This is a genomic window from Paenibacillus paridis (genome assembly GCF_006345825.1).
In the GTDB taxonomy this organism is placed as follows: domain Bacteria; phylum Bacillota; class Bacilli; order Paenibacillales; family Paenibacillaceae; genus Pristimantibacillus; species Pristimantibacillus paridis.
Window position 1 is genome coordinate 44,725 of sequence record NZ_VCIX01000088.1, and the last position, 12,967, is coordinate 57,691.

A 12,967-nucleotide genomic window follows, 5' to 3' on the forward strand; every position below is an offset into this window, starting at 1 on the left:
ACATGAGCCAGTCAACTGTCGATGTTCAAGCGTATTTGCAGGCCTATGATCAAATCGAGCAAGAAATAGAGGGCCTGTCGGAAGAACAGCTCAAATGGAAGGCTGCTCCGGAGTCTTGGAGCGTGACGGAGGTGCTTACGCATCTGGTTGACCATAGCATTATCGTATCGTTCCGCATTCGTGAAATATTGGCTGGCTCTGAAGTAAGGCTGCCGATCTTTAACCAGGACGCCTGGGTATCCGGCCAGCATGCCAATCAAGGCGATGCCAAAGACATTCTTATTGCAGCGCGGGCGCTCGTTCAATACAATAGCCTGCTGTTTGGCCGCTTGACTGACGAAGAATGGAGTAAGACCGGCATCAACTTTAAAGGCGAGCCGGTGGCAATAGCCACTATTGTGCCTGCCTTTGTAGCTCACGTACAGAATCATTTGGCTCAAGTACGCCGAATTAAGCAGGGAGAATCAGAATCGCTTAACTCTAGCCGCGCGATTTAAATCATCCCATGTGACTCGTATAACTTATACATTATTTTTCGTGGAGGAGGGTGAGGAACCATGTCAGGTAAAGCCGTTACCATTCGCCAGGCGGAACCTACGGATCGCGATGCGACCCGGGAGGTGCTGCTTGATGCATACGGACAATATGCTTCGGTGCTGTCGGAGCCCTATTGGATTCAGTACAGGGACAGTATTTTGGCATCGGTAGAAGGCGCGGAAACGAAGGAGCGATTAGTCGCCGTACTGGACGGCGAAGTTGTGGGCAGCGTGTTTTTGTTCGATTCCTCTGAAGCTGCTTATGGACGAGAGGACCTTCAGATTCATTCTCCCATCATTCGCTTGCTCGCTGTATCCCAGAAAGCCCGCGGCTATGGCGTGGCAACAGAGCTTATACGGGCCAGCGCCAAGCTGGCGCGCGATTGGGGAGCGGAAACGCTGCACCTCCATACCTCCGACATGATGGACTCAGCCGTTCGGCTGTATGAGCGACTTGGCTTCGAGCGGGCGTTCGACAAAGATATTATGAATGGCGAGACACTGGTCAAAAGCTACCGGCTGCAGCTCAAGCAAGCGGCATTGCTGGAAGTCTGATGGTTGAGTGACAAGAGTTAAACATGAAAGAATATGGCTGCTTTCTGTAGTAGTCCTGATTTTTGTTGGTGGAAGGTAACGTTGTTGGAGACATTCATGGATGATCATAATCGAATTGGGAGGTTGTTTATAATGGCGAATCGCAAACAAATTAAGTTTGGCGCATTGATTCATGGAGTGGGAGGCAATGTGTCAGCCTGGCGTCATCCCGAGGTACCGGCGGATGCGAGCGTAAACTTTCAATTTTATAAGCAGCAGGCGCAAACGGCTGAAGCGGGGAAATTCGATCTTGTTTTTATTGCGGACGGCTTGTATATAAACGAAAAATCGATTCCGCATTTTTTGAATCGCTTTGAGCCGCTAACAATTTTATCCGCTTTGGCTGCGGCTACTTCGAAGATCGGTTTGGTCGGAACGCTCTCCAGCTCGTATAGCGAGCCATTTACCGTTGCACGGCAGTTTGGCTCTCTTGATCATATTAGCGGTGGCCGTGCCGGCTGGAACGTGGTCACTTCTCCACTCGAGGGCTCCGCAAGCAACTTCAGCAAAACCGACCATCCGACGCATGACGAGCGCTACAAGATCGCTGAGGAATACTTGGAGGTTACGCGCGGCCTATGGGATTCATGGGAAGACGATGCTTTTGTGAGAGACAAAGAATCCGGCGTGTTCTTTGATCCTTCCAAGCTGCACCGCCTGGACCATAAGGGCGAATATTTCTCCGTTCAAGGGCCGCTTAACATTGCCCGTTCGAAGCAGGGCCATCCGGTTATTTTCCAAGCAGGTTCGTCAGAGAGCGGCAAGAAGCTGGCGGGCAAAGCAGCGGATGCGGTCTTTACGGGTCATGAGAACATTGAGGATGCCAAAGCTTTTTATAAGGATGTCAAGGACCGTGCGGTAGCAGAAGGACGCTCTGAAGATGACATTGTAATTCTTCCAGGCATTGGGCCCATCATTGGGCGTACGGAGGAAGAGGCTGAGCGCAAATATCAAGAGCTGGCAGAGCTGGTTACGATTGAAAATGCGCTGAACTATCTGGGTCGTTTCTTTGAGCATCATGACTTCTCGCAATACCCGCTGGATGAGCCGTTCCCGGAGCTCGGCGATCTCGGACATAACAGCTTCCGCAGCGGTACCGACAAAATCAAGAAAAATGCCAAGGAACAAAACCTTACTCTCCGCCAAGTGGCGCTGCAATCGGCTACACCGCGCGGCCAATTCATTGGTACGCCTGAGAAGGTGGCTGATCTTATTGAGCAATGGCATGAAGAGAGAGCGGCCGACGGCTTCATTATTCATTCCTCCATTCCAAGCGGCTTGAACGACTTTGTTGAGCTGGTTGTTCCGATTCTTCAAGAACGCGGCATTTACCGTACGGAGTATGAATCGGATACGCTGCGCGGCAACTTGGGTCTGCCTGTTCCGACTAACCGGTACACTAAGCAAAAAGAAAAAGTGAATAGCTAATGGACAAAGCGAATCCGATTTTTGCGCTGTTGGAGGCAAAAGAGCAGGAATGGATTGCGCTCAGGCGTGACTTCCATAGCCAGCCCGAGCTGCTCTATGACGTAGATCGGACTTCGGAACGAATTGCAGGACTGCTTGAAAGCTATGGGCTTGAGGTGCAGCGCCAGGTTGGCAAACATTTCGGCAAAGGAGTCATCGGCGTGCTGCGGGGCAGTAAGCCGGGCAAAACGATCTTGCTGAGAGCCGACATGGACGCGCTGCCGATTCAGGAGCAAAATGAGGTGGACTATCGGTCCAGCATCGATGGTTTCATGCATGCCTGCGGCCATGACGCGCATGTGACGATGCTGCTCGCCGCGGCTTACGGCTTAAGCCGGTTCCGCGAGGAGCTTGCTGGCGAGGTTAGGTTTGTCTTCCAGCCAGCAGAGGAAGGCGCAGCGGAAAGCCCGCTGGACGGCAGGCTGCTAAGCGGCGGGCGCGATATGGTTGAAAGCGGGGCGGCGGACGGGATATCCGCCGCTTTTGCCTTTCACGTTTGGCCGGGCCTTCCGGTCGGCGAAGTCGCGGTTCACCGCAAGTATGCGATGGCGGCTTCCTCGCATTTCCAGGTCTCGTTCCGGGGTCGATCGGGCCATCACGGCGCCCAGCATTTAGCTGCCGATGCGCTGTTGATGGCAGCACATTTTGTGATCGAGACGCGTGCGGCAGTTGCCAGCGCGGTTAATCCTTTTGAACCGGTCGCGTTTGCTTTCGGCAGGCTGCAAGCCGGGACGGTCATTAACGCGATTGCCGAATCCGGCGCGGTCGAAGGAACCTACCGTGCTTTCGAGCCGGATACGGTTGAGCGAATTCGAAGCATCATCGAGCAATCCGCAGCCTCCTGTGCTGAGCGTTTTGGCGGGGAAGCACAAACAAGGTTCCGAATGGGCAAGGCGCTCCTTAATGCGGAGAAAGCGGTGGAGCTAGTACAGCGTGCCGGCGTGAACGTGTTCGGCAGCGACAAGTCCAGCGTGCTTGAACAGCCGAGCCTTGCAGGCGAGGATTTCAGCTATTATTTGAATCAAGCGCCTGGAGCGATGGTGTTGATCGGTGTGGGCAACAAGGACAAAGGAATCGTTCATCCGCTGCATCATCCGCAGTTCGATTTGGACGAGCGGGCTCTCGTCCTAGGTGCCAAGCTTCATGTGCAAATTGTGCTGGATACTTTTGCAGGCGGGCTGAACGGGTGAAAGAAAGGAAGAGGAGGAGGAAGAGCCGATGGAATCATTCCATCGGCTTTTCTTATTGAATGATATACAACCAGCTGATCTGGAAACAGCATGAGAGAGTAATGAGGGAAAGTACTGGTTGTGGCTAACTAAGCTGAGTAGGAGCCGGTTGGATGATGCAGCATGCTGATGACGGGAATTACAATATGCGTTGAAGGTGCGGTTTGCTCTTGTTGTGGGCACGCAGCATATGGCAGGAGCTGTTTTCTTTATCCAATCGGCTCTTCTTCCGCATCACGCCTTGAATGATAGCTACTCCATTTGATTAGCTGGAATTTCTCCTGTAAATTCATTGATTCTAAGCTTTTCTGGGCATATAGCTGGAATTTTTCCTGTTAATTTATAGGGAATGCCCGAAAATTAAAGGAAGTGCCAAGATTAACGGTACAAATTCCCTCTAATTTATGGGCTGAGCAAATAACGCTAAATTAACGGTACAAATTCCCGCTAGTTTAGCACAACTCAGCAGAAGCTTCTCCAGAGGTCGAGTGAAGGATAGATGTCACCAGTTACAGCTCAAGAGCGATCAATGTAGTTGGTTTAAAATAATAATTTTGAAAGTATTTATACTCATACGGCTTCCACATAATAAAGTAAAGCTAAGCCGTACCGCGATAGGAGCAAAGAATCTAGGCCAGCATGCTCTAAGAATTAGTTGCCATGTGGCCTATCTTGCACTTTTGCAGGACAGGGCCCTCTTATTCCTAATTTCTAAAGGTTATATTGTACAACTGCAGGATAAGAATGAGCAAAGGGCGCCAACGTGCTCAATAGGTGCTTTGAACAACGACTATAATGCCAAAGTGCAGTATAGCTCGCCAAACAAGCTTCTATTGGATGAAGTTAATGCTAATGTGCAGTATAGCCCGCCAGCCAGCTTCAATTGTATGAAGTTAATGCCAATGCTCCTAGGCCCCCTAATTAAACTGGAGTCTTCCTATCCAAATCAATTAAAATAAGGATAAGGGAGATGATTCGGTATGGGTGGTAAGAGGTTGAAAGAGGAAACGCGTTTAAAAATTGTACGTGAGGCTTTGGCTGGTATTAAAGTAGGGGTGCTTGCTCGCCTGTATGACGTTCATCCTGAAACGATACGACTATGGGTCAGAGACCACCGTGACTCTATCCCACCAGAGGAAATTCCGATGACTGGCGAACACCTCCAAGAACTCCAACGACTGCAAAATGTGGAGGAGCGTTACGAAAAAGCCGTGAAGGTGCTCGGTGAGAAAGAACTTGAGATCGAGATTCTGCGAGAATTGCTAAAAAAGAAAAACCCCGCTTATCTGAAAAATTCGAAGTAGCACAGCTCTTCATTAAGCGGGGAGATCCAGCAGCATTGTATCAAGTTAATGCCAAAGTGCAGGATAGCTCCAGCCCCTCCCCGAACAGCAGCTTTGTCCATGCTATCCGAGCCATTCATAGTGCTGCATGCCAACGCAAAAAGCCGCCAACACCTCAAGGGGGAAGCGGCTTTTTGTATTTTCATTACAAAATGACCTAAACTAATTTTCTAATCCAACTTTATTATTTAATGGCATACGCATCAAACGATCTTAAAGCTTCGCTACATCATATATAAAATCATGCCATACCCTTTGCTTGCCGCATCGGTGTAATAATTGGCCACCTCATGGAAGTAGCTGAGCACATACTCCTTGTCCTCTTCATCGTTCCATTCGGAGCCCGAGGGGTAGATTCCTTCTGCGCTAAGCTGCTCGGGATCGAAGCGTTTGTCGAGCTCCTCGTTATTGATTTGGGAGAGCTCCTCGGCTACAGCCCTCACCTGCCCATCGGTCAAATATCTTGCGGGCCCGTGCCCCTCGTCTGCGCCGACAGGCGTCCCGCCAAGTATAGTATAGAGAAGCGGTTCTTCTCCATCGAAGGAGCTCCCGTTCAGCATGAAATGAATGGCATGCCAGGCTTTATCGATATCAAGTGCTTCTACATCAAAATCCTCATGAACGATCACACCATTCAATTCATCCAACCGAGCAAGGAGTTCTTGCAACTGCGGCATCGAAACCTGCTGTAAATATCCTGTCATTCCCATCCATAAGTCCTCACTTTCATACTTTTGCTTGTATAATAATTATCCTTATCATACGCTATTGAAACAGTTTGAATAAAATAAATTCAAAAAGATGGAAGGGAAGGGGGAGTGGAAATGAAGTTGAATGAAGCGGAAGTAGATCATCAACTAACGTTATGCGAGGGCTGGAAGCGGGAGGACAGCAAGTGGATCATAAAAAAATATCGTTTTCGTACATTTAGGGATGCCATGTCTTTCGTAAATGAGGTGGCAGAAGCTTCGGAGCTGCTGAATCACCATCCCTTAATTGCTATCGATTATAAAATGGTAACGCTGCGTCTCACGACATGGAGCGCTGGCGGCCTGACAAGTCTTGATTTCAAGACAGCAGTTGCCTTTGATCAAGCTTATGTACGTGAATAAAAGCTACCGTACCACTCTTAACGCTCCAAACGTAGGCTCGCAAAAAAGCCACTATTCCAAGCCTGTACAAAGCTTAGGATAGTGGCTTTTTTCAATGTTATCGTTGGTAGAGACAAAAAGGAGATAGTTCTCCCTAGCTAATGAAACAACTAAGCCTCCGGCTTATCCTTGCCACTAGCTTCTTGGCTAAGCTTTTCAAACGACTTCACTTTGCCATGAGGCTGCTGTGTATGCTTTCGTTGATGCCAAGCGTTCTCGCGGCGGTTTTTTGGCGATGACATGATTGATCCCCCCTTTCCTCCTGTAGGGTGGCATATTACTGCCGATCTCATACAGAAGAACAAGGCGGGGGCCATATGCTCAAATAAGGTGCTTAAACACCGGAATAGGCTAGAAATCCGCCATCCACCGGGATGGTTGTGCCCGTCACAAAACCAGATGTTGCCTCATCGGCAAGCCATAATAAAGCGCCAAGCAGATCTTCCGGTTTGCCGAAACGGCGCATTGGCGTATGGGAAATAATTTTGCCGGAACGCTCGGTGAGCGAGCCGTCCTCATTCAAGAGCAGCTTACGGTTCTGTTCCGTCAAGAAGAAGCCCGGCGCGATTGCATTAACGCGAATGCCAGACTCCGCAAGGTGGACGGACAGCCACTGCGTAAAGTTAACAATCGCTGCTTTGGCTGCGCTGTATGCGGGCACCTTCGTCATTGGGGATGGAGCGCTCATGGACGAAATATTAATAATTGTCACACCGGACCGTCCCAGCATTTGCTCGGTAAACACTTGAGTAGGAATAAGCGTCCCTACGAAATTGAGATCCATTACGCTGCGAAAGCCTTCCACGCTTAAATTAAACAGCGTTGTCATGCCCTCTGCATGCAGATGTTCCGGTTTGAATGTCTCGTTCGTCGTATTGGCACTGGGATGATTGCCGCCGGCCCCATTGATCAAAATATCGCAAGGGCCCAGCTCTGCCAGAACCTTCGCGCCTGCAGACTGCGTGCTCTCGACACTGGTGACATCGCACGAAACCGCAATGGCTACTCCGCCAGCAGCGCGTATCTCCTCAGCGACGGCAGTGCCTTTCTCCAATGTGCGATTCAGAATCGCCACCTTGGCTCCTTGACGGGCAAGCTCAAGCGCCATCACTCGGCATAATACGCCCGCGCCTCCCGTAACGACGGCTACCTTGCCTGCTAACGATTCATGCTTGGGAAGCTGAGTCATGAGCCGGTCACCTGCTTCCCCGCATGAAGCTGATTCGCATCCCACAGGCCCCATAGATACATGATGCCAAGCGCACGGTCATATAATCCGTATCCAGGCCTGCACTGCTCATCCCAAATATGTCGCCCATGATCGGGCCGAGCATAGCCAGTGAAACCAATCTCATGATAAGCGCGAACGATTCCCGCAATATCGACAGTGCCGTCCTCCGTACGGTGCGAGGTCTCAATAAAATCACCGTTTTCGTAGACACGGACGTTTCGGATATGCGCGAATGGAATTCGGTCGGCAAACTCATGAATCATCGCAATAATATCATTGTCAGGATTAGCTCCAAGCGAGCCGCTGCAAAGCGTAATCCCGTTATAAGGGCTGTCGTATAGCTTCAAGAAGGTTCGGAAGTTTTCCTGGCAAGTCATAATTCTCGGAAGGCCAAAGACCGGCCATGGCGGATCATCCGGATGGATGGCCATTCGAATGCCGCTGCGTGCGGCTACAGGAATAATCTCATTTAAGAAATAACGCAGATTTTCCCATAAATGCTCTTCAGTCACGCCTTGGTAGGCTTCGAACAGCTTCGATAAATGAGCCAGCCTCTCCGGCTCCCAGCCGGGCATCGTCAGCGCTGAGTTAGCATTGATTTCTTCCACGAGGCGGAAAGGGTCAGCATCTGCGATACGACTGTTCTCGTAAAATAGAGCGGTAGCGCCGTTGCCCATTGCCTTGTGCAAATCAGTCCGCAGCCAATCGAAAATCGGCATGAAGTTATAACAGATGACTTTGACGCCAACGGTGCCGAGCTTCTCAATCGTCCGTTTGTAGTTTTCGATATACACGTCACGGGAAGGCAAGCCAAGCTTAATATCTTCATGTACGTTAACGCTTTCAACGACATCAATATGTAATCCGGCAGCTTCTGCTTGCTGTTTAAGCTCAAGTATTTTTTCCATTGGCCATTCTTCGCCCGCAGGTACATCATGAAGCGACCAGACAATGCCGTCTGTTCCAGGAATCTGCTTGATATAGTGGAGAGGTACGGTATCGTTGCCTTCCCCAAACCATCTGAACGTCATTTTCATGCTTAACCAGACCTCCGTAGTTAGATGTAATAATTCGGATATTTTTCTTTCAGCAGTGCCTGATCGGCAATGTTTAGAGCGAGATGCTCTGACATGATCCGTTCGGCAGCCGCGCTGTCGTGGAGCTTAATTGCTTCGGCCATCCTGCGGTGCTGCTCATAAAGATGCTCCCAATTGTGATCATCTACAAGCCTGAGCATGCGGCTCCGATTAAGGTGCGCATTCATTTGCTGCATGAGCGACCAAGTGTTGCTTTTGCTGCAGCCCTCGAACAAAATACGATGAAAATGCTCGTCCAGCTCGAACATGCTCTTGTCATCCTTTTTACGGATGCATTCCTGCTGGTTGCTGAGATTCTCCTCCAGCCGGGCAAGGAAAGCTTCAGGGAAGTCACTGCAAGCCAGACGAATCACCGCTTTCTCCAGTTGCTCGCGCATGAATCTCGCTTCCTCCACAAGTCCGGTATCTATGAGAGAAACGAATGTGCCGCGCTGCGGAAGCACCTGAACGAGACCCTCCTGGGCAAGCCGCAGGAAACTCTCTCTTACTGGCGTACGGCTAACATTAAACAGGAGGGAAGTTTCATTCTCCGATAACGGCGTTCCCGGCACGAGCTCGAGCTTCAATATTTGTTCTTTGAGCTGCATATATACCGCATCCCTTGTCGAAACGGGCTGCGTACGTAAGTTGAATTGCATAAAGATAACCCCTTCCGCCGTACACTACCATACTACCATACAAGTTAAGTGAAGGAAAAGAGGGAAATGAAAATGCCAGAAGGGCTGCCCCAAAAAGTAGATGCTCTACCTTCTGAAACAGCCCTTCGATATGGTTCTGAAACTTTTATTTTGCATTAATCGGTAATTTTCCAAGTTGTTTCATTACCGCTAAGAGGACAAGCAGGGAATTTTTCTCCCTTTTTGAGCTGATCCTTCTTGCCTGATTCTGAAATGTAGTTCCCAGCATGGTCAACAATTTCTCCCGTTCGATAAGAAGTATTCGTACTATTCATAGTATCTAGCACCTCCAGTTATTTTAAGGCAGTTAGATAGGGGGTTAACTGCCTAATCTTATATACCCGTTTGGATTACATTTGAAACGATCAATGAAGAAAATACGGTTTTTTATCGGCCGGCTCCTCCGTAGTCCCTTCTTTTCTTGTTTTCTCACGCTCTGAGAGTGTTTTTAAATAGGTTGACATCACCCTAGCCAATTGATCGGATACCTCTACAAGACTCATATGACCTACATCTTCGAAAGTGGTTTCCAAAATATGCGGGTATTTATAGGTGGTCTCCGGCTGATTAAGATTGGTGACCGTGAACGTGTCGTCAGGTTTGATGACGCCATCCTCGGCTCCTGCGACGAGCAGCACCGGAAATTTTGCTTTCGCAAGCACATGGCTGCGGTCCGGGCGCTGCATCATTCCTTTTAAGGTAGAGATCACCGCGCCGGCTTCCATTTGTTGGCCTACGCCAATCATATCGTTGACCTCATTGCGCATTTCGCCGAGCTTCTCATCGGTAAACAGATTAGGAATAATTCCATAGAGATACTTCGAAACGCCTTTCTCGCGAATCTCCGCAATATCATCTGCCCGTTTTTCTTTGGCGGTTTCGGTATCGGGTAGCGCGGTAGAGTGGATAAGCGCGAAGCCAGCAAGTTTGTCCGGATATTTATCTGCGAATGCGGCTGTTACATAGCCGCCTAATGAATGACCAAACATAACTACCTTCTCGATCTCAAGCGCTTCGAGAAGCGCTGCAATATCCTCAGCCATAATGTCCATCGTATAGGTTCCCTCAGGTGCTGAGGATTCGCCATGACCACGAAGGTCCGGGATAATGACACGATACTGGTCGCCCAGCATCGGACATATCTTTTGCCAGTATTGAGATGAGCCGCAAAAGCCGTGGAGCAATACGATTGCACTTCCTTTACTACTTCCACATTCTTCATAGCCTAAATCGATGCCATTAACGTGTATACGTTGCTTTTCCATCGATCATCACCAGCCTTTTCTATTATCGATTTGTTTGGTGTAGTCTCTTAACCTCATCCGAAGCATCTGAAACAGCGAAAATGCCATTCGAAATTCCGTATTTTTATTTCTTCATTAATAGCCTTCCATTTCGTTCAATGCCAATAAATTCCGCTGTTTCAAAGGGAAACAGGCTGGTTAATAACATGACAAGTTAGCAAAAAACAGAATCGAAGGAAGGGTGATTCCAATGTTAGGATGGGCATTATTATTTTTCATCTTCGCAATCGTTGCAGGCATATTCGGCTTCTTGGGAATTGCTTCCGCATTAGCTGGGATAGCAAAAGTTCTATTCGTCATATTCGTCGTACTCTTTATCGTATCTCTCATCGTTGGCCGAAGACGAGTCAGTTAACTTCGCTTAGGGAGGTGTAAGGCCAATTAAGATCGATCTGGCAGCTGATGTAAGAAGAAGGACATTTATTATAAAAATATGAGGAGGAATTACAATGAATAATCTATCCAATACAAAGGTGCATACGGTGAACAATCCTGTCGAGGTTCAGGAGCAAGTGTATAAGTTCCAAACGGAAGGTTATGCGAAGGATCGGATTTATGTCCTGACCCATGACAAAGACCGGACGAAACGGATCGTGGACAATACGGACGCGGAAAAAATCGGAGTGGCTGAAGAAGGCCTTGGAAATGCTATCGCAAACATTTTCCGTTCAACCGGAGACGAGCTGCGGGCAAAAATGCGGTCGCTCGGCATATCAGAACAAGACGCGCAGCGTCTGGAACGAGAAATGGACCAAGATAAAATTTTGGTCATCGCATGGGGCGGCAAGGAGTATACGGGGGAAGAATTTGACCCTGCCGTATACTATTACCCTCATTACGTCGTTTAACTGATAGCTTAGAGAGTTGCATATTGAGGCCTATCCGCGAGGATAGGCCTTTTTAAAATATAAGAAAGTATATGATTTCGCCATCCTTTCTCTATATTTCTCGGAATGAAACGCGCCGCGCCGCCAAAGGACGGCGACAGCCGTTTCACCTTACTCAAATTTATCGCATTTAAAGTTGACTCCATGTTTCGTTGAGCTCAATATATAAGTATAGAGACTGGAGTAAAAGGGAGCCTGCATATGAGTATTATAATCGTGGATGACAATGCTACGAATCAAATTATTATTAAGGCTATTCTAAACAAAGCAGGGTATGAGGATTTGAAGATAGCCTCCTCAGCGATGGAGCTATATTCAATCCTCGATTTGGAATCAAACTCCATAGCGGAGTCAAACGTGGATCTTATCCTTATGGATATGATGATGCCAGAGATTGATGGTTTGGAAGCTTGCAAGCGTGTGTTGCAGACGGAACGTTATAAGGATGTGCCTATCATATTCGTTACTGCGCTTGGGGACTCTAACAAAATGGCGGAGGCTTTGGATGCAGGGGCAAGCGATTATGTGATGAAGCCGATCAATAAGATGGAACTTCTAGCGCGCATCCGTTCTTCCCTAAGGTTGAAGCAGGAAATGGATTGGCATAAGGAAAGGGACAAGCAGGTGAAATTCAAGCTGGAGCTTGCCAAAAAAGTGCAAAGAAATGTATTAAGTCAACCGATTCATGATGATAATGTAGATATCAGCGCGATTTACCAGCCTTCTACTGAGCTTGCTGGTGATTTTTACAGCTGGTATCGTATCGACGATAACCGATATGGCGTTATTTTACTCGATATGATGGGCCATGGCATTTCATCTTCCTTGGTTTGCATGTACATCTCTTCTGTCCTTAAGGATACCATTACACGTATTACTGAACCCGATTTGGTTATGCAGGAGCTTAATCGCTATATGAATCAGCTCTACAAGAAAGAGGAGCTTCTTAATTATTATTTTACGGCCATATACTTAGTGTTGGATACAAAAGCTAGAACGATTCAATATGTTAACGCGGGACATCCCCCGGGCAAGCTGATAATTGGGGATCAGGTGACGCTGCTTACGGAAGGCTGCTGTGCGATTGGCTTGTTTGAAAACATCAAGATTGACAAAGCCAGTCTATCCTACCTCGACGAGATGAAAATTATTTTGTACACCGATGGTTTAAGTGAGTCACTTGGCGAGAACGAAGAAGCGAAGCTTGATACTCTTATTAATCAGTTGGTTGGACAGGCCCCTGGGGAGCATGCGGCTACCGTTCGTGAGTTTGTTACAGAGCAGAGCAGCGAGGATCAGAAAGATGATATCTGCATGGTCATGATTGCTACGAAGTAAGATTTTCTTGTTAGCCCAGATCATAATCGTCTTGAAAAAAAGATATGCTGTTGCTGTTTCAAAGCTGAGTAAACGGTGTATATGTACGTATAAGCAAAGGAAGAATCAAAATA

16 protein-coding genes are annotated in these 12,967 nt (G+C 48.3%); 9 read left to right on the forward strand and 7 right to left on the reverse strand.

Annotated elements, in window-relative coordinates:
* The first annotated feature begins 2 nt into the window (after nt 1-2).
* The 5 genes from FJQ58_RS17360 to FJQ58_RS17380 all read left to right on the forward strand — a co-directional run bounded on the left by FJQ58_RS17360 (nt 3) and on the right by FJQ58_RS17380 (nt 5,130).
* Nucleotides 3-497 (forward strand): DinB family protein, encoded by a 495-nt coding sequence (locus FJQ58_RS17360; protein WP_139995675.1) that lies wholly within the window; start codon nt 3-5, stop codon nt 495-497.
* Between the two features lie 60 nt (nt 498-557).
* Nucleotides 558-1,091 carry a GNAT family N-acetyltransferase gene (locus FJQ58_RS17365; protein ID WP_139995677.1) on the forward strand — a complete coding sequence of 178 codons (534 nt, stop codon included), beginning with the start codon at nt 558-560 and terminating at the stop codon, nt 1,089-1,091.
* A 132-nt stretch (nt 1,092-1,223) separates the two neighbouring features.
* Entirely contained in the window at nt 1,224-2,558 is a 1,335-nt protein-coding gene (locus tag FJQ58_RS17370) for an LLM class flavin-dependent oxidoreductase (protein ID WP_139995679.1), read from the forward strand.
* Complete coding sequence (locus FJQ58_RS17375) at nt 2,558-3,787, forward strand: M20 metallopeptidase family protein (RefSeq protein ID WP_139995681.1); 1,230 nt, start codon at nt 2,558-2,560, stop codon at nt 3,785-3,787. The genes FJQ58_RS17370 and FJQ58_RS17375 overlap by 1 nt, the downstream gene beginning before the upstream one ends.
* 1,034 nt (nt 3,788-4,821) lie before the next feature.
* Entirely contained in the window at nt 4,822-5,130 is a 309-nt protein-coding gene (locus tag FJQ58_RS17380; RefSeq protein ID WP_162341536.1) for a transposase, read from the forward strand.
* A gap of 263 nt (nt 5,131-5,393) precedes the next feature.
* Here FJQ58_RS17380 and FJQ58_RS17385 read toward each other — a convergent pair whose 3' ends face one another.
* Nucleotides 5,394-5,879, reverse strand: a complete 486-nt coding sequence (locus tag FJQ58_RS17385; protein WP_139995685.1) for a YfbM family protein — start codon at nt 5,877-5,879, stop codon at nt 5,394-5,396.
* Between the two features lie 114 nt (nt 5,880-5,993).
* Between FJQ58_RS17385 and FJQ58_RS17390 the strand changes: the two genes are divergently transcribed.
* A complete protein-coding gene (locus FJQ58_RS17390) occupies nt 5,994-6,281 on the forward strand; it encodes a 4a-hydroxytetrahydrobiopterin dehydratase (RefSeq protein ID WP_139995687.1) in 288 nt (95 codons plus the stop codon).
* A 149-nt stretch (nt 6,282-6,430) separates the two neighbouring features.
* On the opposite strand, the gene FJQ58_RS32985 is transcribed toward FJQ58_RS17390, so the two are convergent.
* From FJQ58_RS32985 to FJQ58_RS17410, 6 genes are all read right to left on the reverse strand, one after another.
* Entirely contained in the window at nt 6,431-6,562 is a 132-nt protein-coding gene (locus FJQ58_RS32985; RefSeq protein WP_238404122.1) for a DUF6254 family protein, read from the reverse strand.
* Between the two features lie 92 nt (nt 6,563-6,654).
* Nucleotides 6,655-7,509: an SDR family oxidoreductase gene (locus FJQ58_RS17395; RefSeq protein WP_139995689.1), complete on the reverse strand. Its 855-nt coding sequence runs from the start codon at nt 7,507-7,509 to the stop codon at nt 6,655-6,657.
* Nucleotides 7,506-8,588, reverse strand: a complete 1,083-nt coding sequence (gene uxuA, locus FJQ58_RS17400; protein WP_139995691.1) for a mannonate dehydratase — start codon at nt 8,586-8,588, stop codon at nt 7,506-7,508. Before uxuA ends, FJQ58_RS17395 begins: the two co-directional genes overlap by 4 nt.
* Before the next feature lie 20 nt (nt 8,589-8,608).
* Nucleotides 8,609-9,286, reverse strand: coding sequence for a GntR family transcriptional regulator (locus FJQ58_RS17405; RefSeq protein ID WP_139995693.1), 678 nt, complete (start codon nt 9,284-9,286; stop codon nt 8,609-8,611).
* Nucleotides 9,287-9,441: 155 nt separating this feature from the next.
* The gene (locus tag FJQ58_RS32590) at nt 9,442-9,600 is read right to left on the reverse strand and encodes a hypothetical protein (RefSeq protein WP_202915282.1); all 159 of its coding nucleotides are present in this window, start codon (nt 9,598-9,600) and stop codon (nt 9,442-9,444) included.
* Between the two features lie 90 nt (nt 9,601-9,690).
* A complete protein-coding gene (locus FJQ58_RS17410) occupies nt 9,691-10,590 on the reverse strand; it encodes an alpha/beta fold hydrolase (protein WP_139995695.1) in 900 nt (299 codons plus the stop codon).
* A gap of 229 nt (nt 10,591-10,819) precedes the next feature.
* Between FJQ58_RS17410 and FJQ58_RS17415 the strand changes: the two genes are divergently transcribed.
* The 3 genes from FJQ58_RS17415 to FJQ58_RS17425 all read left to right on the forward strand — a co-directional run bounded on the left by FJQ58_RS17415 (nt 10,820) and on the right by FJQ58_RS17425 (nt 12,854).
* Complete coding sequence (locus tag FJQ58_RS17415; RefSeq protein ID WP_139995697.1) at nt 10,820-10,984, forward strand: DUF1328 domain-containing protein; 165 nt, start codon at nt 10,820-10,822, stop codon at nt 10,982-10,984.
* A 94-nt stretch (nt 10,985-11,078) separates the two neighbouring features.
* On the forward strand, nt 11,079-11,477 hold the full coding sequence (locus FJQ58_RS17420) for a YflT domain-containing protein (RefSeq protein WP_202915283.1): 399 nt from the start codon (nt 11,079-11,081) through the stop codon (nt 11,475-11,477).
* 240 nt (nt 11,478-11,717) lie between these two features.
* Entirely contained in the window at nt 11,718-12,854 is a 1,137-nt protein-coding gene (locus FJQ58_RS17425; RefSeq protein WP_139995701.1) for a SpoIIE family protein phosphatase, read from the forward strand.
* Nucleotides 12,855-12,967: the final 113 nt, after the last annotated feature.